At 71.4% G+C, this 25,465-nt stretch carries 28 protein-coding genes; 19 read left to right on the forward strand and 9 right to left on the reverse strand.

The window, feature by feature from the left end; all coding sequences use genetic code 11:
* Positions 1-14: 14 nt before the first annotated feature.
* From ACQBAS_RS02995 to ACQBAS_RS03005, 3 genes are all read left to right on the forward strand, one after another.
* The gene (locus ACQBAS_RS02995) at positions 15-188 is read left to right on the forward strand and encodes a DUF3117 domain-containing protein (protein ID WP_427384907.1); all 174 of its coding nucleotides are present in this window, start codon (positions 15-17) and stop codon (positions 186-188) included.
* Between the two features lie 78 nt (positions 189-266).
* The gene (locus tag ACQBAS_RS03000) at positions 267-1,799 is read left to right on the forward strand and encodes a leucyl aminopeptidase family protein (RefSeq protein ID WP_427384908.1); all 1,533 of its coding nucleotides are present in this window, start codon (positions 267-269) and stop codon (positions 1,797-1,799) included.
* The gene (locus ACQBAS_RS03005; protein WP_427384909.1) at positions 1,796-2,152 is read left to right on the forward strand and encodes a hypothetical protein; all 357 of its coding nucleotides are present in this window, start codon (positions 1,796-1,798) and stop codon (positions 2,150-2,152) included. The genes ACQBAS_RS03000 and ACQBAS_RS03005 overlap by 4 nt, the downstream gene beginning before the upstream one ends.
* A gap of 12 nt (positions 2,153-2,164) precedes the next feature.
* Here the strand turns inward: ACQBAS_RS03005 and ACQBAS_RS03010 are convergent, their stop codons facing one another.
* The gene (locus ACQBAS_RS03010; RefSeq protein ID WP_427384910.1) at positions 2,165-2,797 is read right to left on the reverse strand and encodes an O-methyltransferase; all 633 of its coding nucleotides are present in this window, start codon (positions 2,795-2,797) and stop codon (positions 2,165-2,167) included.
* Between the two features lie 122 nt (positions 2,798-2,919).
* On the opposite strand from ACQBAS_RS03010, the gene sigE reads away from it, so the two are divergent.
* From sigE to ACQBAS_RS03030, 4 genes are read left to right on the forward strand one after another with little or no spacing between them, the layout of a single operon-like run.
* Positions 2,920-3,582 carry an RNA polymerase sigma factor SigE gene (sigE, locus tag ACQBAS_RS03015; RefSeq protein WP_427384911.1) on the forward strand — a complete coding sequence of 221 codons (663 nt, stop codon included), beginning with the start codon at positions 2,920-2,922 and terminating at the stop codon, positions 3,580-3,582.
* A complete protein-coding gene (locus tag ACQBAS_RS03020; RefSeq protein WP_427384912.1) occupies positions 3,579-4,208 on the forward strand; it encodes an anti-sigma factor family protein in 630 nt (209 codons plus the stop codon). The genes sigE and ACQBAS_RS03020 overlap by 4 nt, the downstream gene beginning before the upstream one ends.
* Positions 4,205-5,695: a S1C family serine protease gene (locus ACQBAS_RS03025; RefSeq protein WP_427384913.1), complete on the forward strand. Its 1,491-nt coding sequence runs from the start codon at positions 4,205-4,207 to the stop codon at positions 5,693-5,695. The genes ACQBAS_RS03020 and ACQBAS_RS03025 overlap by 4 nt, the downstream gene beginning before the upstream one ends.
* A gap of 24 nt (positions 5,696-5,719) precedes the next feature.
* The gene (locus ACQBAS_RS03030; RefSeq protein WP_427384914.1) at positions 5,720-6,076 is read left to right on the forward strand and encodes a preprotein translocase subunit TatA; all 357 of its coding nucleotides are present in this window, start codon (positions 5,720-5,722) and stop codon (positions 6,074-6,076) included.
* A 53-nt stretch (positions 6,077-6,129) separates the two neighbouring features.
* Here the strand turns inward: ACQBAS_RS03030 and ACQBAS_RS03035 are convergent, their stop codons facing one another.
* The 4 genes from ACQBAS_RS03035 to ACQBAS_RS03050 all read right to left on the reverse strand — a co-directional run bounded on the left by ACQBAS_RS03035 (position 6,130) and on the right by ACQBAS_RS03050 (position 9,820).
* Positions 6,130-7,275 (reverse strand): Mrp/NBP35 family ATP-binding protein, encoded by a 1,146-nt coding sequence (locus tag ACQBAS_RS03035; protein WP_427384915.1) that lies wholly within the window; start codon positions 7,273-7,275, stop codon positions 6,130-6,132.
* Positions 7,276-7,337: 62 nt separating this feature from the next.
* Positions 7,338-7,931 carry a DUF1003 domain-containing protein gene (locus ACQBAS_RS03040; protein WP_427384916.1) on the reverse strand — a complete coding sequence of 198 codons (594 nt, stop codon included), beginning with the start codon at positions 7,929-7,931 and terminating at the stop codon, positions 7,338-7,340.
* Positions 7,924-9,198 carry a magnesium transporter MgtE N-terminal domain-containing protein gene (locus ACQBAS_RS03045; protein WP_427384917.1) on the reverse strand — a complete coding sequence of 425 codons (1,275 nt, stop codon included), beginning with the start codon at positions 9,196-9,198 and terminating at the stop codon, positions 7,924-7,926. Before ACQBAS_RS03045 ends, ACQBAS_RS03040 begins: the two co-directional genes overlap by 8 nt.
* Positions 9,199-9,208: 10 nt before the next feature.
* A complete protein-coding gene (locus tag ACQBAS_RS03050; RefSeq protein ID WP_427384918.1) occupies positions 9,209-9,820 on the reverse strand; it encodes a hypothetical protein in 612 nt (203 codons plus the stop codon).
* A 30-nt stretch (positions 9,821-9,850) separates the two neighbouring features.
* Here ACQBAS_RS03050 and ACQBAS_RS03055 point away from each other — a divergent pair, with 30 nt between their 5' ends.
* The 4 genes from ACQBAS_RS03055 to ACQBAS_RS03070 all read left to right on the forward strand — a co-directional run bounded on the left by ACQBAS_RS03055 (position 9,851) and on the right by ACQBAS_RS03070 (position 13,458).
* Positions 9,851-10,468, forward strand: a complete 618-nt coding sequence (locus ACQBAS_RS03055; protein WP_427384919.1) for a hypothetical protein — start codon at positions 9,851-9,853, stop codon at positions 10,466-10,468.
* Between the two features lie 108 nt (positions 10,469-10,576).
* Positions 10,577-11,668: an HpcH/HpaI aldolase/citrate lyase family protein gene (locus tag ACQBAS_RS03060; RefSeq protein ID WP_427384920.1), complete on the forward strand. Its 1,092-nt coding sequence runs from the start codon at positions 10,577-10,579 to the stop codon at positions 11,666-11,668.
* Between the two features lie 9 nt (positions 11,669-11,677).
* Positions 11,678-12,544: an HpcH/HpaI aldolase/citrate lyase family protein gene (locus tag ACQBAS_RS03065; protein WP_427384921.1), complete on the forward strand. Its 867-nt coding sequence runs from the start codon at positions 11,678-11,680 to the stop codon at positions 12,542-12,544.
* A 212-nt stretch (positions 12,545-12,756) separates the two neighbouring features.
* A complete protein-coding gene (locus tag ACQBAS_RS03070; protein ID WP_427384922.1) occupies positions 12,757-13,458 on the forward strand; it encodes a L,D-transpeptidase family protein in 702 nt (233 codons plus the stop codon).
* 90 nt (positions 13,459-13,548) lie between these two features.
* Here ACQBAS_RS03070 and ACQBAS_RS03075 read toward each other — a convergent pair whose 3' ends face one another.
* Positions 13,549-14,388, reverse strand: a complete 840-nt coding sequence (locus tag ACQBAS_RS03075) for a serine protein kinase RIO (protein WP_427384923.1) — start codon at positions 14,386-14,388, stop codon at positions 13,549-13,551.
* 121 nt (positions 14,389-14,509) lie between these two features.
* Between ACQBAS_RS03075 and ACQBAS_RS03080 the strand changes: the two genes are divergently transcribed.
* The 4 genes from ACQBAS_RS03080 (at position 14,510) to ACQBAS_RS03095 (ending at position 17,809) form a co-directional block, all read left to right on the forward strand.
* Complete coding sequence (locus ACQBAS_RS03080; RefSeq protein WP_427384924.1) at positions 14,510-15,037, forward strand: TVP38/TMEM64 family protein; 528 nt, start codon at positions 14,510-14,512, stop codon at positions 15,035-15,037.
* Between the two features lie 113 nt (positions 15,038-15,150).
* Positions 15,151-16,350, forward strand: coding sequence for an acyl-CoA dehydrogenase family protein (locus ACQBAS_RS03085; protein WP_427384925.1), 1,200 nt, complete (start codon positions 15,151-15,153; stop codon positions 16,348-16,350).
* Positions 16,351-16,387: 37 nt separating this feature from the next.
* Positions 16,388-16,993, forward strand: coding sequence for a general stress protein (locus tag ACQBAS_RS03090; protein ID WP_427384926.1), 606 nt, complete (start codon positions 16,388-16,390; stop codon positions 16,991-16,993).
* A gap of 51 nt (positions 16,994-17,044) precedes the next feature.
* Positions 17,045-17,809, forward strand: a complete 765-nt coding sequence (locus tag ACQBAS_RS03095; protein WP_427384927.1) for a PIG-L deacetylase family protein — start codon at positions 17,045-17,047, stop codon at positions 17,807-17,809.
* Positions 17,810-17,836: 27 nt separating this feature from the next.
* On the opposite strand, the gene ACQBAS_RS03100 is transcribed toward ACQBAS_RS03095, so the two are convergent.
* Positions 17,837-18,895, reverse strand: coding sequence for a MaoC family dehydratase (locus ACQBAS_RS03100; RefSeq protein WP_427384928.1), 1,059 nt, complete (start codon positions 18,893-18,895; stop codon positions 17,837-17,839).
* A 303-nt stretch (positions 18,896-19,198) separates the two neighbouring features.
* Here ACQBAS_RS03100 and ACQBAS_RS03105 point away from each other — a divergent pair, with 303 nt between their 5' ends.
* A complete protein-coding gene (locus tag ACQBAS_RS03105; protein ID WP_427384929.1) occupies positions 19,199-20,113 on the forward strand; it encodes a hypothetical protein in 915 nt (304 codons plus the stop codon).
* Between the two features lie 122 nt (positions 20,114-20,235).
* Here the strand turns inward: ACQBAS_RS03105 and ACQBAS_RS03110 are convergent, their stop codons facing one another.
* Together ACQBAS_RS03110 and ACQBAS_RS03115 are read right to left on the reverse strand one after the other, a co-directional pair.
* Positions 20,236-21,726, reverse strand: coding sequence for an aminopeptidase P family protein (locus tag ACQBAS_RS03110; RefSeq protein ID WP_427384930.1), 1,491 nt, complete (start codon positions 21,724-21,726; stop codon positions 20,236-20,238).
* Between the two features lie 84 nt (positions 21,727-21,810).
* The gene (locus tag ACQBAS_RS03115; protein ID WP_427384931.1) at positions 21,811-22,962 is read right to left on the reverse strand and encodes a hypothetical protein; all 1,152 of its coding nucleotides are present in this window, start codon (positions 22,960-22,962) and stop codon (positions 21,811-21,813) included.
* Between the two features lie 209 nt (positions 22,963-23,171).
* Here ACQBAS_RS03115 and ACQBAS_RS03120 point away from each other — a divergent pair, with 209 nt between their 5' ends.
* Genes ACQBAS_RS03120 through ACQBAS_RS03130 form a run of 3 tightly spaced genes read left to right on the forward strand, consistent with a single transcriptional unit; the run spans position 23,172 to position 25,465 of the window.
* Positions 23,172-24,020, forward strand: coding sequence for a PHP domain-containing protein (locus ACQBAS_RS03120; RefSeq protein ID WP_427384932.1), 849 nt, complete (start codon positions 23,172-23,174; stop codon positions 24,018-24,020).
* Positions 24,017-24,637, forward strand: a complete 621-nt coding sequence (locus ACQBAS_RS03125; protein WP_427384933.1) for a MarC family protein — start codon at positions 24,017-24,019, stop codon at positions 24,635-24,637. Before ACQBAS_RS03120 ends, ACQBAS_RS03125 begins: the two co-directional genes overlap by 4 nt.
* A gap of 57 nt (positions 24,638-24,694) precedes the next feature.
* The gene (locus ACQBAS_RS03130; protein ID WP_427384934.1) at positions 24,695-25,465 is read left to right on the forward strand and encodes a ParA family protein; all 771 of its coding nucleotides are present in this window, start codon (positions 24,695-24,697) and stop codon (positions 25,463-25,465) included.

Here is a 25,465-nt window from a genome sequence, read left to right on the forward strand (position 1 = left end):
GAAGGGAAACGCTGATGGCGGCTATGAAGCCCCGGACCGGAGACGGTCCGCTGGAGGTCACCAAGGAGGGCCGCGGCATTGTGCTGCGCATGCCGCTCGAGGGCGGGGGGCGCCTGGTCGTCGAGATGACGCCGGACGAGATCCGCGCTCTGGGCGAGGCCATCGACAACTGCGACGGCCTGAAGTGAACTGAAGTCTTCCTGCGAAGGCCCCGACGGTACACACCGTCGGGGCCCTTCGCGTCCCCGGCTGGGTAGGGTCGCTGCGTGCCCCAAGACGACTCCCTCCTGCGCCCCGACCTGGGTGACCTCGTGGTCACCGACTCTGCCCTCGCCGACGTCCTCGGCGGCCTCGACGCGTTCGATCGGTCGGCCGGCCCCAGCAGCAGCGCGCCCGCGCTCGTCCTCGGCGTCCCCGCCGGTGGCCTCGACGCGCTCGCCTTGGACACCTTGGCCCTCTGCGGACTCCCGGCCACGGTCCTCGGCGACCCCGCGTCCGTCACGCTGAAGCCCGGCGCCACGACGGTGCTGCCGGTCATCGCCGACCTTCCGGTGGCCGAGCTCGTGCTCGTCGGCACGGGGGTCGGTGGAGCGGACGACCTTCGTCGTGCCGGTGCCGGTGCCGGGCGGGCCGGTCGCGGGCGAGCCGAGCTCGTCACGGCCGTGCCGACGAGCGGGGCGACCGTGGCCGCCTTCGTCGAGGGGTTGTTGCTCGGTGGCCACACCGCGGCGCGTCGCACGGGCGGCGGGATCAGCCAGGGCGGGGGCGCCACCCGGGTGACCCACGTCGTCGCCGGCGAGCGTGCCGAGCAGGGCTCGAAGGCGGCCGCGGCCGGTGTCCGGGCGAGGGCCAGCGTCATCGCGCGCAACCTCTCGAACACCCCCAGCAACATCAAGAACCCGGAGTGGATGGCGGCCCGCGCCCGCCGACTCGCCAAGGACACCGGCCTCGAGGTCCGGGTCTGGAACGAGGCAGCCCTCCGGCGCGAAGGCTTCGGTGGGCTGCTCGCCGTGGGCGGCGGGTCGGTGTCGCCGCCGCGGTTCGTCCAGCTGACCTGGGCGCCGGAAGGGGCGACCGAGCACGTCGTCCTCGTCGGGAAGGGGATCACCTTCGACACCGGCGGGGTCAACGTGAAGCCCGCCGCCGGGATGGACGCCATGCGCACGGACATGAGCGGCTCGGCGATCGTGCTGGCCGTCCTCGGTGCCTGCGGTGACCTCGGCGTCGACGTCATGGTCACCGGCCTGCTGCCGCTCGCGGAGAACGCCTTCGGCGAGAGCTCCTACCGGCCCGACGACGTCGTGACCCACTACGGCGGCCGGACCAGCGAGATCGGCAACACCGACGCGGAGGGCCGGGTCGTTCTCGCCGACGCGCTCGCCTATGCCGACCTCCACCTCGACCCCGACGTGCTCATCGACGTCGCGACCCTGACCGGGGCGGCGCGCGTGGCCCTGGCGCGGAGCATGGCGCCCGTCTACTCGGTGGACGAGGTCCTGCGCGACGAACTCGTCGAGGCGGGTCGGACCGCCGGTGAGCCCTTCTGGCCGTTCCCGCTCCACGAGGACTACCGGGAGCAGATCGCCTCCGACATCGCCGACGTCAACAACGCCGGACAGGGTGGGGCGGGCTCGATCACGGCCGCGCTCTTCCTCAAGGACTTCGTCGGCAGCCGCCGCTGGGCCCACCTCGACATCGCCGGACCGGGCCGTTCGGATGCTGACACGGGGATCTTGGCGCGCGGTGCCACGGGCTACGGTGCCCGGGCACTGCTCACCTGGTTGGAGGGACGCTCATGAACGCTGGTTACGGACTGTCCGTGCGGTGGTCGCTGACGGACGCGCCGGCGGACGTGGCGGCGACCCTGCGCGAGTACGTCGTGGGGACCTCGATGGCCAACTTCATGTTCCTCGACGGCCTCGCCTTCAAGACGTGGCGGATGCGGGAGGGCGAGTGGTTCGAGGGGACCTACGTCTTCGACTCCGAGCGTGAGCGCAGCGAGTTCCGCACCGGCTTCGAGTCGGACGTCCACAACTCCGCGGGCAGCCGGATCATCGGCTCGGACCCCACCTTCGTCGAGGAGTTCGAGGTCGTGGCGATCGCGGAAGGGCCGGCCGGTTTTCGCCGTGGGCCGGGCCCGATCAGCGCCTGAGCGCTCCGGGTCTCAGCGCTTGACGGCGACGAAGAGGCCGTCACCCACCGGCAGAAGCGCCGGGATGAGTCGCTCGTCGTCACGCAGGGTCTTGCCGAGGTCGCGCAGCGTCGTCGTCTCGGCGTCGCGGGTGGCCGGGTCCGCGACCTTGTCGTGCCACAGCATGTTGTCCAGCGCCATGACGCCGCCGGGACGCAGCAGTCGCACGGCGTGGGTGACGTACTCGGGATAGGTGGCCTTGTCGGCGTCGATGACGACCATGTCGTAGGCGCCGTCGGTCATTCGGGGCAGCACGTCGAGCGCGGCGCCCGTGATGACGCGGGTGCGCTGGGTGGGGACGCCCGCACCGGCGAAGGAGGCCTTGGCCGAGCGCACGTGCTCGGGCTCGATCTCGATGGTGGTCAGCACGCCGTCGGCGGGCATGCCGTCGAGCAGCCACAGGCCGGAGGTGCCGGCCCCGGTGCCGATCTCGATGACGTGGCGCGCCTGGACGGTGGCCGCGAGCAGACGCAGGACGGCACCCGTGCCGGTGCCGATGGGCACGGCGCCGAGTTCCGTGCCGGCTCGACGGGCGCGCTCCACGGACTCGTCCTCGGGGATGAAGTCCTCGGCGTAACCCCAGCTGGCCAGTCTCTGTGCGCTCATGACGAACCAGATTACGTGCACCGTCCGCCCACAGCGAAAACTCAGGTTGCGAGGGAACCATGGAGGCTCATCAAGCGTCGGGGGAAGTGTGGGGCAGTTCGCCCCACCGGAAGGTGGACATCGTGAGCGAGGCCAAGGTGCAGGACGTCAGCGCAGGTCCCGTGGACGCGACGCGCCCCGCTGGGGGCGGTTGGGAGCCGCCGACGTGGGAAGAGGTCGTCGAGCAGCACTCGGCTCGCGTCTACCGACTGGCCTACCGCCTCACGGGCAACGTGCACGACGCGGAGGACCTGACGCACGACGTCTTCATCCGCGTCTTCCGCTCGCTGCACTCCTACCAGCCGGGCACCTTCGAGGGCTGGTTGCACCGGATCACGACGAACGTCTTCCTCGACAAGATGCGCCGCAAGCAGCGGATCCGCTTCGACGCCCTCACCGATGAGTCCGCGGCCCGCCTCGCGAGCCACACCCCCGGACCGGAGCAGTCGTACCACGACGCCCACCTCGACGACGACATCCAGCGGGCGCTCGACGCGCTCCCGCCCGACTTCCGCGCCGCGGTCGTGCTGTGCGACATCGAGGGGCTGTCCTACGAGGAAGTGGGGGCCACGCTCGGCATCAAGCTGGGGACGGTGCGCTCGCGGATCCACCGGGGTCGTGCGCTCCTGCGTGAGTCGCTCGCCCACCGTGCCCCGCAGCACCCCGCGGAGGCGCCGGCGCCCCGCCGCCGCATCGCCAGTGCCTCCGGCTTCCCCGTCGCACGGCCGGCCGCGAGCGCGCGATGAGTTCCTGGCCCGTCCGATCCGCGGCGCTGTCCGTGCTGCGTCGCGGTGCCGGGGGTTGCCCCGCCGAGGACGTGGCCGACTACCTCGACGGCCGGCTCCCCGTCTCGCGGACGCAGGCCTGGGACCGTCACCTCATCACCTGCACGTCGTGCCTGGCGCGCGTCCAGTCGGAGCGTCGGTTGCACGCCGCGATGCGCGACTGCGTCCGGCCCGACGGAGCCCTGCACCGGTCCCTCCTCGCGATGGGCCAGATGACTTCCTCCCCGGCGCCCGCCGTCGGTGACCATGCCCCGTCCGGGGCGCCGTGGGAGGCCAACGTCCAGCGTGAGGACCTGACAGTGCTGTCGCCGGGGGCGCCCGCCTGCCACCGGTCCGCGGCGCGGGCCGTCCTGCTGGCGACCGTCGCGGCCGGTGCCGCGGGGGCCGCGGCGTGGAGTGTCGGGGTGGCCTCGGTGCCGGTCGACGGTACGCGGGCCCCGGCGGTCACGCCGGCGCGACCGGCGGTGGCTCCCGGCGGGCCCGCCTCGGGCCCCACGTCATCGGCGCCTTCCGGCGTCGCCGCCTTCGTCTCCGTCCGGGTGGGCCTGCACCCGCCGGCCGGCGGCAAGGCACAATCGACTCCATGAGTGATCCGTCGACGCCCGACCGGCCGCAGCACGACCCGAGCGCTGACGACAACGGTGCCGCAGACAGCGCTGCGCTGGACAACGCTGCGGTGGAGCACACTGCCGCTGAACACACCGAGCAGGTGCCCACCGAGCAGGTGTCCACCGAGCCCGAGGCCGCGGGGCCGGACCACACCCGCCCTCTCGAGGTGCAGCACACGTCGTCGTGGGACGTTCCCGACCACGTCGACAACGTTCCCTCCGTGCCCGGTGACGAGCCGACCGACCCGCAGCCGGCCAGGCCCGCGGCGCCACCGTCGTACGCGCCGGCCGCGCCCCTTCCGCACACCTCCGAGCAGTGGCCGTGGACCGCGCCGGGCGACCCGGCGGCTGCCGCAGGCGCGGCTGTCGAGCCAGCACCGACCCGCAGCGGCCCGGGCTGGGGCGCCGTTCTCGGTCTCACGACGGCCGCGGCCCTGCTCGCGGGAGTCGTGGGCGGCGCCGGCGGCGCCTGGCTCGCGAATCGCGACGAGTCGAGCGGGGTCGTCCCGACGTCGTCGGACACCCGGACGCCGAAGGAGTTCGAGCGCGAGAAGGGGAGCATCGCCGACATCGCGGCCACGGCCGTCCCCTCCGTCGTGACCCTTCAGGTGAGCGGGAGCAGCGGGGCGGGGACGGGGTCCGGCTTCGTCCTCGACACCGAGGGCCACATCGTCACCAACAACCACGTCATCGACGCCGCGGCCGGCGGCGGCGACATCACCATCGAACTGTCCGACGGAACCGAACGGAAGGCGACCCTCGTCGGTCGCGACCCGTCCTACGACCTCGCGGTCGTCAAGACCGACGCCGACGGACTCAAGCCCCTGGCTCTCGGCGACTCGTCGGCCGTCGTCGTCGGCGACGAGGTCGTCGCCGTGGGCGCGCCGCTCGGGCTCGAGTCGACGGTCACGTCCGGCATCGTCAGCGCCCTCAACCGGCCGGTCAGCGCCGGGGACGCGGGGGACCGGTCCTACATCAACGCCATCCAGACCGACGCCGCGATCAACCCGGGCAACAGCGGCGGCCCGCTCCTCGACACCCGAGGGCGGGTCATCGGCGTCAACTCGGCCATCGCCCAGACGCCCGGTCAGTCCGGGCAGGCCGGCAACATCGGTGTCGGGTTCGCCATCCCCAGCGACCAGGTGCGCAAGACGGTCGAGCAACTCATCAAGACCGGGACGGCCGAGCACCCCATCATCGGCGTCATGCTCGACCTCCAGTACGAGGGCGAAGGGGTGCGGATCCTCGACGAGGAGCGCGCCATCAGCCCCGGCGGCCCCGCCGCCGACGCGGGCCTCAAGCCCGGCGACGTCATCATCGGCTACGAGGGCCGACCGGTCTCCGACCCCGACGAGCTCATCGTCCTCATCCGCGCGGGCAGCGTCGGCGAGACCGTCACCCTGAAGGTGCGGCGCGGCGAGCAGGTCAAGGATGTCAAGATGACCTTGTCCGCGTCCGACGACTGAGGGGGGCCACACCACATGGGCATCATGGGCGGCTGGGAATTCATCATCCTCGTCATCCTGGCCGTGATCATCCTCGGCCCGGACAAGCTCCCGGACTACGCCGCGAAGTTGGCGCGCGTCGTCGTGCAGGTGCGCGACATGGCCAACAACGCGAAGGGGCAGCTCAAGGAGCAGATGGGCCCCGAGTTCGAGGACGTCAACTGGCGCCAGTACGACCCGCGGCAGTACGACCCGCGGCGGATCGTGCGTGAGGCGCTGCTGGAGCCGGCCCCGGGCGATGCCTCGTCGGCGACGCCCACGACGGCGCTTGCCACCGTGGCCGAGCCGGCGTCGACCACCGTGCCCGACGGGGCCGTGCCCTACGACCTCGAGGCCACCTGACCCCTCCGACGTGGTGAACCCTCCGGCGGTGTGAACAGCCGGAGGGCCGCGGCTCAGCGACCGCTGGGCGTGAGTCCCAGCGAACGGCCGGCCAACCCGCGCGAACGGGACGCGAGCCCGCGGGCGACGCCGCGCAGCGCGACGGCAGCCGGGCTGTCGGGGGCGCCGAGGACGACCGGGGTGCCGTGGTCCGCCCCTTCGCGCAGGCGGGTGTCGAGCGGCACCTGACCGAGCAGGGCCACCGGCGCGCCCACGGTCCGGCTGAGGGAGTCCGCGACGTCCTGACCGCCACCGGACCCGAAGATCTCCTGGCGGGTGCCGTCCGGCAGCTCGAGCCAGGACATGTTCTCGATGACACCGACGATGCGCTGGTGGGTCTGGACCGCGATGGCCCCGGCGCGCTCGGCCACCTCGGCGGCGGCCTGCTGCGGGGTCGTCACGACGAGGATCTCGGCGTTCGGGATGAGCTGGGCGACCGAGATGGCGATGTCACCGGTGCCCGGCGGAAGGTCGAGGAGGAGGACGTCGAGGTCGCCCCAGAAGACGTCCGCGAGGAACTGCTGGAGGGCGCGGTGCAGCATGGGCCCGCGCCACACGACGGGCTGGTTGCCCGGCACGAACATGCCGATCGAGATGACCTTCACCTCGTGCGAGATGGGCGGCAGGATCATGTCGTCGACCTGGGTCGGACGCTGCTCGACGCCCAGCATGCGCGGGATGGAGAAGCCGTAGATGTCGGCGTCGACGACGCCGACCTTCAGGCCCTCGGCGGCGAGGGAGGCCGCGAGGTTGGCCGTGACGGACGACTTGCCGACGCCACCCTTGCCCGACGCGACCGCATAGACGCGGGTGAGGCTGCCCGCCTTCGCGAAGGGGATCTCGCGCTCGGCCTGGCCACCGCGCAGGTGCTCCCGCAGGCCCGCGCGCTGCTCCTCGTTCATGACACCGAGGGTGACGGTCACGCCCGTGACGCCCTCGATCGCGCCGACGTGGCGCTCGGTGTCCTTGGTCAGGGTGTCCTTCATGGGACAGCCCGCGACCGTCAGGAGGATCGTGACCCGCGCGTGGCCGTCCGCGTCGACGGTCGCGCTCTCGACCATGCCGAGGTCGGTGATCGGTCGCCGGATCTCCGGGTCGATGACGTTGGAGAGGGCGGTGTGGAGCGTCTCGTCGGAGACGGGGGACTGCGTCTGGACCATTCCTCCATGCTAGGTCGCCGCGAGGGGTGCTCCCGACCGGGGTCGGGCCCATGAGGCCATCGTCACGCAGGGTGCGGCCAACCCTCGTCGTCGTTGACGGGCGTGTCCGTCTCGTCGGTGGCGGCCTTCTTGCTCTTGCCCTTCTTCTCCTTCGGCGGCGTCGGGGGTGCCACCATGCCGCGCTCCTCGAGGTCGTCGAGGAGTTGCCGGAGCTCCGAGCGGAGGAAGTCGCGCGTCGCGGACTCGCGCACGGCGAGCCGGAGCGAGGCCACCTCGCGGGTGAGGAACTCGGTGTCGGCGAGGTTGCGCTCGTCGCGGGCGCGGTCCTGCTCGAGCCCGACACGGTCGCGGTCGGTCTGGCGGTTCTGCGCGAGGAGGATCAGCGGGGCGGCGTAGGAGGCCTGCAGGCTGAGCATGAGCGTGAGGAAGATGAAGGGGAAGGGGTCGAACCGGAGACTCTCCGGGGCGAGGACGTTCCAGAGGATCCAGGCCGCGACGAAGATCGTCATGGCGATGAGGAAGAGCGCCGTCCCCATGAACCGCGCGAACTGCTCCGACAGGATGCCGAAGGACTCCTCGGTGAAGAGCGTCGGCCTGTGCAGCAGGGTCCGGCGGGCCTCGCGCGGCTGGTCGATGCGACTCGTGCGCTCAGTCATGGGTCACCTCGTGCCGCTCCTCGCGCCAGTCGTCGGGGAGGATGTGGTCGAGGACGTCGTCCACCGTCACGGCGCCCAGCAGCCGCCCGTCGTCGTCGACGACCGGCACCGAGACGAAGTTGTACGTCGCGAGCATGCGGGTGATGGCGTCCAGGGGCGCGTCGACGGTGAGCGGGTCGATGTCCTTGTCGAGGAAGCCGCCGACGGAGGCGTGCGGTGGCTCGCGCAGCAGCCGTTGGATGTGGATGAGTCCGAGGTACTTGCCCGTCGGGGTCTCGAGCGGGGGACGACACACGTAGACGGCGGCGGCGATCGCGGGGGAGATCTCCTCGCGTCGCACGACGGCGAGGGCCTCGGCCACGGAGGCCTCAGGGCCGAGGATGATCGGCTCCGTGGTCATGAGGCCACCCGCGGTGTCCTCGTGATAGGTCAGGAGTCGGCGCAGGGGAGCGGCGTCGTCGGGCGCCATCATCTGGAGCAGGATCTCGCGGTGCGCCTCGGTCAGCTCCGAGAGCAGGTCGGCCGCGTCGTCGGGCTCCATGGCCTCGAGGACGTCGGCGGCACGGTCCTGACCCAGGCCGCTGAGGATCTCGACCTGGTCGTCCTCGGGGAGCTCCTCGAGGACGTCGGCGAGCTTGTCGTCGTGCAGGGCCGCGGCGACCTCCGCCCGCCGCTTGGGGTCGAGGTCGACGATGACGTCGGCGAGGTCGGCCGCCTTCAGGTCCTCGTAGGCCTCGAGGAGTCGCGTGGCCGACTGCGGCGCGTGCTCCTCGTGCAGGCCGGTGACGTCCTCGATGACGGCCGTGAAGGTCTCGCCGCGGCGGCGGGAGAGCACCGAGAGGGAGGACTTGGGGGAGTCCTTGCGGCAAAAGACGCGGGTGACCTGCCAGTTGCGGTTGCGCTGCTGCTCGACCCCGATGTCCTCGACCGTCGCCTCGGTGACCTCCCCCTCGGGGGTGCGCGCCGTGACCCGACGCTCGAGGAGTTCGGCGAGGACGAGCGTCTCGTTGGTCCGCTGCTCGAACCGGCGCATGTTGACCAGGCCGGTCGTGATGACCTGACCGCCGTCGACCGAGGTGACCCGGGTCATCGGCACGAAGACACGGCGCCGGCCGGGGACCTCGACGACGAGTCCGATCACCTGGGGTTGTTTGCCGACCCGGAAGGTGACGACGACGTCGCGGACCCGTCCGACCTGATCCCCGAGGGGGTCGAAGACGTTCAGGCTGGCCAGACGGGCCACGAAGAACCGGGAGGGTGCACTCACATCGGCAAGGTTATCGGCCGGTGCGCGACCTGCCGCCACGTCGCCCTCGACGGCCACCGAGATGGCGCGGGCGGAAGGTCGCGGTGGCGGCGGCCGAAGGGAGGACCTCGCCGCCGACACGGTCGGAGGAGTGCCGGCCCGGTGCCTCGCCGGGCATCCCGAAGGGACGCAGCGCGTACACCGTGCACTGCTCGCGCCAGCGCGCGAGCACGTCGTCGGTGGCGTTGAGACGGGAGGCCTTGAGCGCGGTCGCGCCGGCCTCCCACTCCTCGGTGTCCGGGGCGACGACCTGGGTGTGCGTCGCGACGGTCGCGAGGCGGCCGCCGGTGGAGGTGCTGCGGAAGGTGACGTCGACCCGGTCGGGGAGGGCGGGCAGGTGCTGCTCACCGGGGCCGCTCACGAGCCAGATGCGCTCGCCGTCCCAGACGTGCCACGCCGCGCGGGCGCGCCCCTCGACCGTCACCCAGAGGAGGCCGGACTTCGACGCCGCCTCCGCCACCAGGGCCGTGACGTTGACCGGGGGCGTGGTTGCCGGTGTTGCCTGGGCGGGCGCCACCTCGGGCTGCGTGCGCTCGCCCGCGTCCTGCCCGCCAGCACCTCGTCGACCGTCACCGCCGCTCATGCGCCCGACTCTAGTGGCGATACTGGGGATGTGCGCCGAGCCCTCACCCCCCTTCGCCCTGCCCTTGCCGTGCTCCTCGTCGGCAGCCTCGGCAGCGTGGCGCTCGCCGGGTGCTCCGCGATGGACCCCGACACGTCCTATCGGCCGTACGAGTCGGTCTCGCAGGTGGCGGAGGGCTCCGACGTGGTCGTGCACGGGGAGGTGTCCGCGCTGCTGGGGACGGAGTTCGACGGCGGGGGCAACGACGAGGCGGCCGAGGACGCCGACGGGGTGACAATGGCCTTCTACGAGATCGAGGTCGAGGAGGAGCTCGCCGGGCAGGCGCCCGATCCGCTCGTCGTGGCCTGGCCGCAGGAGCGCCTGGAGGGGTCGACACCGCCCGCGGTCGGCGACGATCTCGTCCTGGGGCTGCACCTGTTGACGGGTGGCGACGCTCCCGGCATCGACTCGTACGACACGTTCGCCATCCCGGTCGGCGGCGACTCCGGCACCTTCCTCGTTCGTGGGGACCGCGTCGAGCCGCGTGGCGGGGGATCGATCGTCCTGACTCCGGGGGACGCGCGGCGCTCGACGGCGACCCTCGCCGACGTCCGGGCGGCCGTGCGCACCGGCGCCACCCCTTCGTCCTCGGCTGACTCGTCGTCGTGAACTGAGTCATAACGCGGCGTGCTGCCGCGCTGCTAGGTTCCGTCGCAGTGTGCCGGGCCGAGTGCCGGGCGCCCGTCCCCACGTCGACCCCGCCAGGAGCACCCCCGCATGCGCAGCGCCAAGGACTTCTTCCGCCCCCTCGCCGTCGGGGCGCCCGACCCGATCACGGAGGTGCCGGCCCGTCCCTCGCGGATGATCCACTTCTTCGATCCGAGCAACCCGAAGATGGCCGCCAAGGTCCCCGACCTCATCGGCACCGTGGACGTCCTCCTCGGCAACCTCGAGGACGCCGTCAAGGCCGACAAGAAGGACGCGGCCCGCGCCGGCCTCGTCGAGATCGCGAAGGCGACCGACTTCGGCGACGACACTCAGTTGTGGACCCGCGTCAACGCGCTCGACAGCCCGTGGGTGCTCGACGACCTCACCACGCTCGTGACGGAGATCGGCGACAAACTCGACGTCATCATGGTGCCCAAGGTGCAGGGCCCCGAGGACATCCACTACGTGGACCGGATCCTCGCCCAGCTCGAGGCGAAGGCCGGCCTGACCCGGCCGATCCTCGTCCACGCCATCCTCGAGACGGCCCGCGGCGTCGCGAACGTCGAGGAGATCGCCGGGGCGAGCCCGCGCATGCAGGGCATCTCCCTCGGCCCGGCCGACCTCGCGGCCGACCGCCGAATGAAGACGACCCGCGTCGGCGGTGGTCACCCCGGCTACCTGGTGCGTGAGGACCCGACGGCGGGCGCCGACGGGCAGCCGGACATCCAGGGCGCTCGCGCGATCCACCAGCAGGACCTGTGGCACTACACGATCAGCCGGATGGTCGACGCCTGCGCGATGCACGGGATCTTCCCGTACTACGGCCCGTTCGGCGACATCAAGGACGTGGTCGCGTGCGAGGACCAGTTCCGCAACGCCTTCCTCCTCGGCTGCGTCGGTGCGTGGAGCCTGCACCCCGTCCAGATCGAGATCGCCAAGCGGGTCTACAGCCCGTCGGCCGCCGACGTCGCGCACGCCCGCCGGGTCAAGGAGGCCATGGGTGACGGGACGGGCGCCGTCATGCTCGACGGCAAGATGGAGGACGACGCGAGCCTCAAGCAGTGCCTCGTCATCCTCGAGCTCGCCGAGCGACTGTCGGCCAACGACCCGACCCTCGCCGAGCTCTACGCCCCCACCGCGACCGCCGCCGACCAGGCCTGAGGAGCTGTCATGACGGACACCTACACCCCCCGCCGCTCGGTGCTCTACATGCCGAGCTCCAACGCCCGCGCGCTCGAGAAGGCCAAGACGCTGCCGGTCGACGCGCTGATCCTCGACCTCGAGGACGCGGTCGCGCCGGATGACAAGCCGACCGCTCGGGAGCAGGCCTGCGCGGCCGTCGCGTCGGGCGAGTACGGCACTCGTGACCTGACGATCCGGGTCAACGCGATCGGCACCCCGTGGCACGACGACGACCTCGCCGCCGCCGCGAAGGCCGGACCGCACGGCGTCGTCGTGCCCAAGGTGAACACGGCCGACGAGGTGCGTCAGCTCGTCGCGGCCCTCGAGGCGGCAGGTGCGCCGTCGCACACCACGCTGTGGGCGATGATCGAGACGCCCGAGGCCGTCCTCAACGTCCGCGAGATCGCCACGGCGTCACCGCGGCTGGCCGTTCTCGTCATGGGGACCAACGACCTCGTCAAGGAGTTGCGCGCCGACCATGTCCCCGGGCGCGCGCCGCTGCTGACGTCCCTGTCGCTGTCCCTGCTCGCCGCGCGTGCCGCGGGGATCGCGATCCTCGACGGCGTCTACAACGACGTCAAGGACGCGGAGGGTTTTGCGGCCGAGTGCCAGCAGGGGCGTGACGCCGGGTTCGACGGCAAGACCCTGATCCACCCCGGTCAGGTCGAGGTGTGCAACACGACCTTCGCGCCGAGCGAGGAGGCCGTGGCAGACGCCCGCGGCATCCTCGCCGCATGGGAGGCCGGTGCCGGCAAGGGTGTCATCACGCACAACGGCAAGATGATCGAGAACCTGCACGTCGACGTGGCGCGACGGGTGCTCGACACCCATGAGGTCATCTCCGCGCGAGGCTGAGGTCGGGACGTTCGGCGCGGGCACCTGGGGCGACCCGGGTGCCCGCGCTGGTGTCTGATCGGGTACCGCGCTCGTGGAGACCGGTACATCGTCGTCAGCCCACGGACGTATGATTTTTCCTGTCCGAGGGCAACCGAACGGGCTCCTCGGGCGTCATCAGTGGTGAGGGGGCGCGTGGGGCGCCCACCCACCCGAATCGGGGGAGAAACACCATGGAACTCAATCGTCGTACCGCGCTCCAGTCGGTTGCCGCCACGGCTGTGGTGGGGGCCACCGGCGTCGCGGCCACCACCACAGCGGCCGAGGCCGCCACCCGCCCGACCCTCTCGCAGGGGGACACCGGCTGGTGGGTCGCCAACCTGCAGAAGCGGCTGAATGCCGCTGGGTACTGGACTCGCAAGACCGATGGTGTCTACGACGACACCACGCAGCAGGCCGTCATGGCGCTGCAGAAGATGCGCGGCCTGACCCGCGACGGGGTCTGCGGTCCCATGACGTGGTCGGCCGTCTACTCGATCTACCGCCCCAAGGCCCGGACCACGAGCGGCAACATCATCGAGGTCAACAAGGGTCGTCAGGTGATCCTCGTCGTCGAGGATGGCCGGGTGAAGTGGGTCTTCAACACGAGCACGGGCAACAACAAGCGCTACTGGTCGTCCGACGGCTACTGGGCCTACGCGACGACCCCGAGCGGCCGCTTCAAGATCACCCGCGCGATCGACGGCATGCGCGTCGCCGCGCTCGGTGAGCTGTGGCGTCCGCGGTACTTCAACGGCGGCATCGCCTTCCACGGGTCGACGTCGATCCCGGGCTACCCCGCCTCGCACGGCTGCTGCCGGATGAGCAACAAGGCCATCAACTACGTGTGGTGGAAGAACCTCATGCCGATCGGCCGCGCCGTCTGGGTGTACTGACACGTCGCCGGACACGGCGACAGGCACGATGACAGGCATGACGAAGGGGACGGGCTCAGCCCGTCCCCTTCGCCATGCCTGTCGCCCGGGTCAGAACCGGGCGGTGGCGGCAGCGACGAGGTCGCCGATCAGCAGGGAGGCGTCGGCATCGAACCCCTTCGTCGCGAACCAGCGGCACATCGTCAGGGCGTCGCGCTCGAGGAACGCGAAACCCTGCGGGTTGCCGATGAGGTCCACGAGCTGGGGCCAGTCGATGAGGACGAGCCGGCCGTCGTGGACGAGGACGTTGTAGGGGGAGAGGTCGCCGTGGGCCCAGCCCAGGGCGGCCACGTCGAGCATCGCCGTGCGCAGTTGGTCGAAGAGGTCCGGCAGCTCGGCGCGGCTCGCCCGGACGGCGGCGAGGCGGGGCGCGGCCACGCCGTCGCGGCCGATGAACTCCATGAGCATCTCCGTCGAGCTCAGCTCCACGGGATAGGGGACGGGGATCCCGGCGGCCCACAGCTGACCGAGAGCGTGGAACTCCGCCCCGGCCCACTGGCCCGCGATCAGTTCGCGACCGAAGTCGGTGCGGCGGCTCATCGCCCGCATTTCGCGGCTGCGTCGGACGCGGCGGCCCTCGAGGTAGCCGGCGTCCCGGTGGAAGAGGCGATGGTCGCTCGAGCGGAACCGCTTGGCGGCCATGATGACCTGCCGGGTGGGATCGGGGGTGCCGTCCGGGACCCAGCGACGCACGAGGTGGACGTCCGCCTCCTTCCCCGTCTTGAGCACGCCGAGGTCGCTGTCGACGGCGCCGAGGTCAGTGATGACCCAGTCGGGCCGAGGCGTCGGGCCGTGCGTCGAGGTCTCCCACGTCGACCAGCGCTCGCCCTCGGGCGGCCCGTCGGGGCGCGAGTCGACAGCAAAGAAGTCGTCCTGCGGGGATGCGGTCATGGGTCCAGCGTGACCGCCGGTCATGGGGGCCCGCCACTGCATTTGTCGCAGCGGGTTCGGCCTCGGACCTCGGGGGGCGTGCGCCAGAGGAGGCCGGGGCGCGAGCCTCTAGCCTTGGCGGGTGCTGCGCGTCCTCCCCTCCCTCACTCTCCTGCTGCTGGTCGGGGGATGGTTCGTCGTCTTCGGCGTGCCGGACGTCCACGAGGTGCAGGCCGCCGTCCGTCGCGCGGGCGTGTGGGGGCCGGTCGTCTTCACCCTCGCGACGGCCGTCATCTGCCTCATCCCCGGCCCGGGGGCAGCGCTGTCGGTGCTCGCCGGGGTCCTCTTCGGCGTCGTCGAGGGGACGCTGCTCACGACGATCGGGGCGACGGTGGGGGCGGGCGTGGCCTACGTCGCAGCCCGCCCCCTCGGGCCTGACTGGGCGGAGCGCGCGTCCGATGGGCGCCTCGACGAGTGGCGCGGCCGGCTCGCGGACCATTCGTTGTGGTCGGTCCTCGTGCTGCGGATCATCCCGGTGACCCCCTTCGGGCCGTTGAGCATCGCGTGCGGCGTCCTCGCCATCGGCCTCCGGCCCTACCTCCTGGGCACCGCCCTCGGCCTCGTCCCGAGCTCGGCGTTCTACGCGGCGATCGGGGCACTGCCCACCTGACGTGCCGCATCTCACCGCGGACAGGGGGTGGGACGGGGCGACCTTCGCGGCATACTGCGACGTGGTCCCCCGCGACCCTCCCCATGACGACAACACAAGGTGGCGATCAACGCATGTCCCGACTCCAGACCACGGATGGCCTCAGCGAGGAGCAGCAGGAGCTCATCAAGCTGGTGCGCCAGTTCGTCGACGAGCAGATCCTCCCCGTCGCCACCGAGTTGGAGCACAAGGACGAGTACCCGACGGAGATCGTCGAGGGCATGAAGGAGATGGGGATCTTCGGCCTGATGATCCCCGAGGAGTACGGGGGTCTCGGTGAGTCGCTGCTGACCTACGCGCTGTGTGTCGAGGAGATCGCCCGCGGCTGGATGAGCGTCTCCGGCATCATCAACACCCACTTCATCGTCGCCTACATGCTGCTCCAGCACGGCACCGAGGAGCAGAAGCAGAAGTACCTCCCGCGGATGGCCACCGGTGAGGTCCGCGGCGCCTTCTCGATGTCCGAACCGGCGCTCGGCTCCGACGTCTCCGCCATCAAGACCAAGGCGACGAAGGGGGAGGGCGAGAACTGGACCATCAACGGCCAGAAGATGTGGCTCACCAACGGTGGGTCGAGCACCCTCGTGGCAGTCCTCGTCAAGACCGACCTCGGCGCCGAGAGCGTCTACAAGAACATGACGACCTTCCTCGTCGAGAAGGAAGCGGGCTTCGGCGAGACCGCGCCGGGCGTCACCGTCCCCGGCAAGATCGAGAAGATGGGCTACAAGGGCGTCGACACGACCGAACTCATCTTCGACGGCTACCAGACGACCACCGACCAGATCCTCGGCGGCGAGCCGGGCAAGGGCTTCTACCAGATGATGGATGGCGTCGAGGTGGGCCGCGTCAACGTCGCCGCCCGCGCCTGTGGCCTCTCGCGCCGCGCGTTCGAGCTGGGGATCAGCTACGCCCAGCAGCGCGAGACCTTCGGCAAGAAGATCATCGACCACCAGGCGATCCTCTTCCGCATCGCCGACATGGCGACGAAGGTCGAGGCCGCCCACCAGATGATGGTCAAGGCCGCCAAGCTCAAGGACAGCGGCATGCGCAACGACCTCGAGGCCGGGATGGCGAAGTACCTGGCCGCCGAGTACTGCGCCGACGTCGTCGAGCAGTCCTTCCGGATTCACGGTGGCTACGGCTACTCCAAGGAGTACGAGATCGAGCGCCTCTACCGCGAGGCGCCGATGCTGCTCATCGGTGAGGGCACGGCCGAGATCCAGAAGATGATCATCGGTCGCTCGATCCTCAAGGACTACCCGCTCAAGGGCTGAGCCGCGACCACGCCCGGCGCAGTGGGACAATCGATCCATGAGCACGCAACCCACTGCCGCCGGGCTCGGCGGTAACGCCCGCCAGATCCTCACCCTCGACTACCCGATGTCGCTCGCCACCTTCGACGAGTACACCCAGGCGCAGCGCGCCGTCGACTATCTGTCGGACCACGAGTTCCCGGTCGAGAACGTCATGATCGTCGGCACCGACCTCAAGCAGGTCGAGCGGGTGACGGGCCGTCTGACGATGGGGCGGGTGCTGCTCGGCGGTGCGTTGTCGGGAGCCTGGCTGGGCTCCTTCGTCGGCATCGTGCTCTCCCTCTTCGAGACCCAGCAGTCGTGGCTGGTCCCCTTCGTGAGCAGCGTCCTCATGGGTGCCGTGTTCGGACTCGTCTGGGCGTTCCTCGGGTACAAGGCCACCGGCGGTCAGCGTGACTTCACGTCGATCAGTCAGGTCGTCGCGACGCGATACGAGGTGCTCGTGGAGCACAAGTTCGTCACCCGCGGTCGGGAGTTGCTCGCCGAGATGGATCCGATGCGCGCGGCGCAGGAGCAGGTGCGGCGCTCCCAGGAGCAGGCGCGCGCCCAGTACGAGGCGCAGCAGCGCCGCGAGGCGGGCACGCCCGAGCAGCCGCCGGCCTGAGAGCCGTCAAACCCGGTGTGCCGGGCCGGTGACGGGCGTAGCGTCGATCGCATGAGTGAGGCGCAGCAGGACCGGATCGAGCCCCTGGACGAGGACTTCGAGCGGGTGCTGTGCGTCGTCGCCCATCCGGACGACATCGAGTACGGCACCTCGGCCGCCGTGGATCGCTGGACGACGGCGGGCAAGGAGGTCACGTACTTCCTGCTCACCCGCGGCGAGGCCGGCATCGACACGATGCACCCGCGCGACGCCGGGCCGACCCGCGAGGCGGAGGAGCGGGCGGCGGGCCGCGTCGTCGGCGTCGAGGAGGTCGCCTTCGGCACGCACCGCGACGGCATGATCGAGTACGGCCTCGACCTGCGTCGGGACATCGCCCGCGAGATTCGCCGTCGCCGCCCGAACGTCGTCGTGGCCGGCCCCTACGAGCTGATGTTCGTCGGCGGCATGCTCAATCAGGCTGACCACCGCGCGGTCGGGCTCGCGACGTTGGACGCCTGCGCGGACGCGGGCAACCGGTGGATCTTCCCCGAGATCCTGGACGACGAGGGCCTCGAACCGTGGCACGTGGGGCTGATCCTCGTCGCCGGCGCGGCTCGGCCGACCCACTTCGTCGACGTCACCGGGCACTACGACGCGGCGGTCGCGTCGCTCGAGGAGCACCGCGCCTACAACGACGTGCTACCCGACGACTTCCCGAAGCCGCCGCAACTCCTCCAGCTCATCCTCGGCGGCGGGGCGGAACGGGTGCGAGCCCAGGACCAGAGCGCCGGCGCCGGGATCGAGCACGCCCTGCTCGTGCAGGCCTTCCGGCGGTGACGCCCGCCGTCCTCGGTGGGTGGGGGCTCAGCCCCGACGCGGCATGAGGACCGTGTAGTCGAGGTCGAGCACGACCTGCGGCAGGTACGTGCCGTCCTCGTCCTTGTACGGGAAGTCGGCGCACGGAGCGTCCTTCGTCGCGACCGTCCGCAACCGCAGCGCACCGACGTCGGTGCGGCCGGGCAGTTCGAGGCGCTCGAGCACTTCGGACCACGCGTAGATGGTGTCGCCGGCGAAGGTCGGGTTCGCGTGCGCGCCGGCGTTGATCGCCGCGATCATCTGGCCGTTGGCCAGCCCGTTGAAGGACAGCGCCCGCGCGAGGCTGATGATGTGGCCGCCGTAGATGAGGCGGCGGCCGATCTTGGCCGCGGCCTGCGCGTGCTGGTTGAAGTGGACCTTGGCGGTGTTCTGGTACAGCCGGGTCGCGAGCATGTGCTCGGACTCCTCGATGGTCATCCCGTCGACGTGGTCGATCTGCTCGCCGACCTCGTAGTCGTCCCACAGGAAGGGGGAGCCCGCGAGGACGGTGTCGTAGTCGCGGCCGGTGAGGGCGAAGGGGACGACGAGGTCCTCGGCGGCCACGGCGCCGGGCAGCTCGGGGACGACGGTCTCGGGCGCCGGCGACGCCGGGTCCTTCTTGTGCACCATGACCCAGCGGACGTAGTCGACGACCATCTCGCCGCGCTGGTTCACCCCGACGGAGTTGACGTACACGACGCCGGTGCGGCCGTTGCTGTTCTCCTTCAGCCCGATGACCGTGGAGGTCGTCGAGACCGTGTCACCGACGACCAGCGGCGCCCCGAAGCGGCCGCCCGCGTAGCCGAGGTTCGCGACGGCGTTGAGCGAGATGTCGGGGACGGACTTGCCGAAGACGAGGTGAAAGGCGAGGAGGCTGTCGACCGGGGGAGCGGCGAACCCGATGGCTTCCGCGAAGGTCGCCGCGCTCGTCGCCGCGAACCGGCTGCCGTAGAGGGCGGTGTAGAGCGCCACGTCACCCTCGGTGACCGTGCGCGGCGTCGCGTGCCGGATCTCCTGACCGACCGAGAAGTCCTCGAAGTAGTTGCCGGGGACCGTCTTGGTGGACATGGCGCGGTGCCTTTCGTTCGGGCGAAGGGGGATCCCGGCCATCTTCGCGCACGGCAGGCGTCGTGGGGTGGCCTAGGCGTGTTGACCCGGCCACACCGCGCCCTTCCCGAACGTGCTCGAGGGGCATCCGGGCCGGCGGAGATCGTCCAGGCCGGAACGGATCGTCAGGGCCGGGCTGATCCGGTCTGGCCGCGACATGTCCCGGCCCACGTGTGTCGTCTCGGCCGAATCGGAGCATCCCGGACCGCGGGAGCCTGTGGATGACGCCAGCGAAGGTGAAGGCAGCCCCGCGAGGATGGCGTGATGGATACGCGCTTGCGAGCCCTGCTGACCGCACAGGCCCAGGTCTGCACGACCGAGATGCTGCGCTCGATCGACATCGATGCCCCCGAGGTGGCCGCGCTCCTTCGTCAGCGCACCGTGAAGCGGCTGAGAAGGGGCCTCTTCGTCGAGGCGGCGACGTGGAAGGAGGCCACGCCCGAGCAACGGTTGACGCTGCGCACCCGCGCGACGCTCCTGGACCGTCCGGGATCGGTGGCCTCGCACGGCAGCGCGGCGGCGGTGCACGGTCTGCCGCTGTGGGGCGTCCCGACCGACGTCGTCGACGTCCTCGGCGCAGGGGGACGCACCCGCACCCGCGGCGGGGTGCGGCTGCATCCCCGTCCTGAGCGCCTGGAGCCGGAGGTCGTGGCCGGACTGGCCGTCGTCCCCGTCGCCACGGCCATCGTCCAGGTCGTCGTCGAGCACGGCGTGGTGCCGGGTGTCGTGTGCCTCGATCGGGCGCTCCATGAGCGTCGGGTGACGCGCGAGCAGCTGGAGTCGGCGGCAGCGGTGCTGCAGATCGGCCCGCGTGCGCGATCTCGGATGGCCCGCGTCGTGAAGGCGGCGGACCCCGCGTGCGAGTCGGTGGGCGAGACCCGCACGCGTGTGCTGCTCTCCGACCTGGGTGTTGCGGTGCGCAGCCAGGTGGTCGTCCGCGACGACAAGGGCCTCATCGGGAGGGTCGACTTCCTGGTGGGCGATCGGGTGGTCGTCGAGTTCGACGGGATCCTCAAGTACGGCGGGGCCGACGGACGCATGGCGCTCCGGGCGGAGAAGGTGCGTGAGGACCGACTGAGGGCTGCGGGGTACGTCGTTGTCCGGCTGGTGTGGTCCGACCTCGACGACCCCGTGCGGGTGCTCGGCCTCATCCAGCGGGCGCTCCGACTGGCGGCCTGAGTCCGGGCCGACCTTCGTTGAGATGGCCGGGCTGGTCATTCAGGGCCGGGATATGTCCCGGCCCCGGCAGACCACCCCGGGCATGTGGATGTTTCCCGGCCCGGACCGCCGGGCACGTGACGTCAGCGGGCCCGGACCTCGGCGATCCAGGCCTCGACCTCGGCCGACGAGCGCGGCATGTGCTCCGACAGGTTGCGGCAGCCGTCCTCGGTGACGACGACGTCGTCCTCGATCCGGACGCCGATGCCGCGGAAGCGCTCAGGCACCTTGAGGTCGCTCGCCTTGAAGTACAGACCCGGCTCGACCGTGAGCACCATGCCCGGCTTGAGCTCGCCGTCGATGTACTCCTCGCGCGTCGCCATGGCGCAGTCGTGCACGTCGATGCCGAGGTGGTGGCTCGTGCCGTGCACCATCCAGCGGCGGTGGTACTGGCCGTGCTCCTTGTCGAGGGTGTCCTCGACCGAGACGCCGTCGGGCAGCAGGCCCCAGCCGTGCAGCTTTTCGGCGATGACGGCGATGGCGGCCGCGTGCACGTCGCTGAACTTCGCGCCCGGTCGGACGGCGTCGATGCCGGCCTGCTGGGCCTCGTGGACGGCGTCGTAGACCTCGCGCTGGGTGTCGCTGAACGTGCCGCTCACCGGGAGGGTGCGGGTGATGTCGGCGGTGAAGAGGGAGTCGACCTCGACGCCTGCGTCGAGCAGGATGAGGTCGCCGTCCTTGATCTCGCCGGTGTTCTTGATCCAGTGCAGCGTGTTGGCGTGGTCGCCCGCGGCGCAGATCGAGTCGTAGCCGACGCCGTTGCCCTGGTGGCGGGCGTGGAGGCCGAAGACGCCCTCGACCCAGCGCTCGCCGCGCCCGGCCGCGACGGCGTCGTCGAGATCGTCGATGACGGCCTCGAAGCCGACCTTCGTCGCATCAACGGCGGCCTGCATCTGCTCGATCTCCCACTCGTCCTTCACCATCCGGAGGGTGGAGAGCGTGTGGGCGAGCTCGTCGTCGGCGGCCTCGAGGCCCTCGGCCTCCGCGCCGGCGGCGGTCCGGCGGGCGTCCAGGTCGGTGGTGAGCTCCCGGTCGGCGTCGCGCACGAGGCGGATGGTCGTGTCGCCGGCGTCCTTGAGGGCGGCGTCGATGAACTCGTCGATGTGCCGCGCCGTCAGGCCCGTGTCCGCCTCCATCTCCTCGAGGGTGGGGCGGGCGCCGACCCAGTACTCGCCGTAGCGCGCGTCGCCGAAGAACTCCTCGGAGTCGCGCGGCGCGAGCGGGCGGAAGTAGATCGTCGCGTCGTGCCCGCCGGCCTCGTTGGGCTCGAGGACCAGGACCGAGTCGGGCTCGGTGTCGGCACCGAGACCGGACATGTGGACGAAGGCGCTGTGCGGGCGGAAGACGTAGTCGCAGTCGTTGCTGCGGACCTTGAGGCCGCCGGCGGGGATGATGAGCCGGTCGCCGGGGTGGGCCGCGCTGAGGGCTTCACGACGCGCCGCGGCGAAAGGGGCGGACGCCCGCTGCTGCGGCGTCGCCCCGTCGCTCGGCGCCCAGTCCTCCGCCACGAAGGCGCGGAACTCGGAGGTGGTGGGACGTGCCCGGTTGTCGGCCTGCTTCTGCTCTTCGCTCATCCCTCCATCGTGACATGAGTCTCGATGGAGGGATGAGCGAAGGGGGTGTGCGTCGGGAGCGAGCGAGACGCTCGCTCGGAGCGGTCAGCCGTTGCGGGCGACGACGGCCGCGCCGGTGACGGTGCCACCGTTCGCCGAGCCGCCCAGGACGGTGCGGTAGCGGCCGGTGCCGAGGTCGTGGTTGACCAGGCTCATGCCCGTCTGCTCACCGCAGCTGCCCGTGGTCAGGGCCAGGGCGCGGCCGCCGGCGATGTTGACCAGGCTCGCGGAGTCGGCGTCGGTGCCGAAGGTGATCCGCGTGCCGGTCGCGATCCGGACCGGGACGGCGGGGCCGCAGCCCATGAGGTCGAGGCCGACGGTGCCCCGCGAGTGGTACCAGGCGTTGCCCCAGCCGATCTTCATGCTGCCGGCCTGCGTCGTCAGGCGGCGGCTGGAGCCGTCGTTGCCGCGCAGGTAGACGGTCGACGCGGAGCCGCTGCTGCAGGCGGTGACGGCGGTCGTGGAGTTCCACCAGCGCTTGGGCGTGCACTGCGTGTAGGTGCTGGACGAGCGGGCGTAGGTGAAGACGGTCGCGCCCGTGGTGGCATCGATGCGGCGCAGGCGGCCGTCGCGCGACAGCAGGACCTGCTTGCCGCTCGGGGTCGGGAGGGCCGCCACGGTGTCGAGGTCGCCGCGGGAGGGCGAGTGGAGGGTCTTGATGACGCCGCCGGTCGGGCTGACCGCGCGGACGCTCGTCCCGTCGGCCTCGCCGTTGCCGCTGATCGTGACGAGCTTGTCGCCCGCCGGGGTGAGGAACGCGACGTCGAGCAGGCTCGGGGCCGAGAAGCTCGTCCGGGTGCCGGTGCGGAGGTCACGGACGGAGACGGTGGCCGAGTCGCCGGAGCCGCGCTTGACGGTGACGAGACGCCGGCCGTCGTCGCTGACGCCCTCGATGACGTCGGTGCGGGGCATCGTCGCCGCGGTGGCGTAGCGCGTGCCGGTCGGGCTGACGAGGTGGATGGTGCTGGAGCGCCAGGACTCGAGGCCCGTGGCCCGGTGGGCCGCGGCCGTCCAGCCGTCGGTGACCGACGACCACGGGACGGCCGTCGTGACCGTGGTGGCCGTCGGGACGGACCCGGCGGCCTGGGCGCCGCCCGCGGTGGCGAGCGAGCCGGCGACGAGCGCGCCGGCGGCGGCGACCCGGGTGAGCGTGGCGCCGATGGAGGCGGGCCGGGCGAAGGTGGTCTGAGCGTTCATGATGTCCCCTGGAAGTCTGGTGCCGGTGTCAGGCAGCCCCTGCTGTCCTGATGCTGTGGCGCCGGCGACTCTGCCGGCGGTGTCGGGCGGCTTCTGCGCCGTCCGACACCCTCATGACGCCGGGTGACGTCGGATGGTTGTCACGAATGTCGAAGAAGTTCTCGGCGTGGCCGGGGGAGGGCTCCGCTGGGCCTACGCTTGGCCTCGAGATGATCGATCTGCACACCCACACCACCGTCAGTGACGGCACGGACTCCCCGGCCGAACTCGTGGCCGCGGCGGCCGCCGCGGGCGTGACCACCCTCGCCCTGACCGACCACGACACGACGGGTGGCTGGGCGTCCGCGGCCGAGGCGGCATTGCGACACGGGGTCGACCTCGTGCGCGGCGTCGAGGTGTCCTGCTCCCACCACGGCGTCAGCGTCCACCTGCTCGGCTACCTCGTCGATCCCACCCACGAGGAGCTCGCGGCCGAGCTCTCGCTCGCGCGCGAAGGTCGCCACGGTCGGCTGCAGCGGATGGTCGACCTGCTCGCCGCCGACGGTGTGCCGATCACCATCGAGGACGTGCGCGCCCAGCTCGGCGTCGACGCGACCCCCGGCCGACCGCACATCGCCGACGCGCTCGTGGCCAACGGCGTCGTGCGCGACCGCGACGAGGCGTTCGCGACCTTCCTCGCCGGCGGCAGCCCCTACTACGTGCCGCACTACGCGCCCGACCCGGTGCGCGCCGTCGAGCTCGTCGTGGCCGCCGGCGGCGTGGCCGTCATGGCGCACCCCTTCGCCGGCCGCCGCGGGCGGACCGTGGACGACGACGTCATCGCCGCCATGGCCGCGGCCGGGATGACCGGCCTCGAGGTCGACCACCGGGACCACGACCCCGCCGAGCGCGCCCACGGGCTCGGCCTCGCCCGCGAGCTCGGTCTCGTGGTGACGGGCAGCAGCGACTACCACGGCACCGGCAAGCTCAACCGCCTCGCCGAGAACACGACCGTCCCCGAGGCTCTCGAGGCGCTCGAGGCGGCCGCCACGAGCGACACGCGAGTGGTCCGGGCATGAGCGCCGTGCTCGACACCACGACCTTCCTCTCGGTCTTCATCACGCTGCTGGTCATCATGGATCCGCCGGGCGCCGTCCCGGTCTTCCTCGCGCTGACCGGGACCCTCACGCACAAGCAGCGCGTCGTCGCGGCGCGCCGCGCGGCGCTCGTCGCGCTCGGCGTCATCACCGCCTTCGCCCTCTTCGGCCAGTCGATCCTCGGCTACCTGCACATCTCCCTGCCGGCACTCCAGGGCGCCGGCGGTCTCCTGCTGCTCATCGTCGCCCTCGACCTGCTCATGGGGGAGGAGTCGGAGCAGCAAGCCGACGTCGGCGTCAATGTCGCGCTCGTCCCGCTCGGCACCCCGCTGCTCGCCGGGCCCGGCGCCATCGTGGCCGTCATGCTCGCGGCCCAGGCGGCGGACGACGGGTCCGAGATCCTCGCCGTCGGTCTCGCGCTCGCCAGCGCCCTCGCCGTCGTCTTCCTCGCCCTGCGCTTCGCCTCGGTGGTCCATCGGGTGCTCAAGGACAGCGGCGTCGTCCTGCTGACCCGCATCGCCGGCCTGCTCCTGTCCGCGATCGCCGTGCAGATGATCGCCGACAGCGTGACCGCCTTCGTCCGGATGGCTCAGGGCTGACCGACCGGCCCGATCGGCCTGCGAGACTGTCCCCAGACCAACGAGAAGGGCTCAGACGTGGCACGCACGACCAAGGCGACGATCATCTCGATCGCCAACCAGAAGGGCGGGGTCGCCAAGACGACGTCCGTGGCCTCCCTCGGGGCCGCCTTCGCCGAGCTCGGCAAGCGCGTCCTGCTCGTCGACCTCGACGCGCAGGCCTGCCTGACCTTCAGCCTCGGGATCGACCCCGACGCGGTGGAGAGTTCGATCAACGAGGTCCTGCTCGGGCAGGTCGAGATCGGCGATGCCATCCTCGAGGCGGGCAGTGTCGACCTCCTGCCCAGCACCATCGACCTGGCCGGCGCGGAGGCGCAACTGCTGCCCCGCCCCGGACGCGAGTTCGCCCTGCAGACCGCCCTCGAGGAGGTGCGCGGCGACTACGACGTCATCATCCTCGACTGCTCCCCGAGCCTCGGGGTCCTCACGCTCAACGCCCTCACCGCCAGCCAGGGCCTGATCATCCCCATGCCGTGCGAGATGCTCAGCCACCGCGGCGTCGGCCAGCTCCTCGACACCGTCCGCGACGTCAAGCGCCTGCTCAACAAGAAGCTCGTCGTGATGGGCATCCTGCCGACCATGTTCGACGGCCGCAGCAACCACGCGCGCGAGGTCCTCGCCGACGTGGGCGAGCGCTACGAACTGCCCGTCCTCGACCCGCCGATCCCGCGCACCGTGCGGTTCGCGGAGGCGCCCGCGACGGGCCACTCGATCCTTGAGACCGCCCGCAACTCGAAGGGGGCCCTCGCCTACCGCAAGGTCGCGGAGTCGCTGCTGCCGCAGCTCTGA

The sequence above is a fragment of the Janibacter zhaoxuefangae genome (assembly GCF_050271985.1).
Lineage (GTDB): Bacteria > Actinomycetota > Actinomycetes > Actinomycetales > Dermatophilaceae.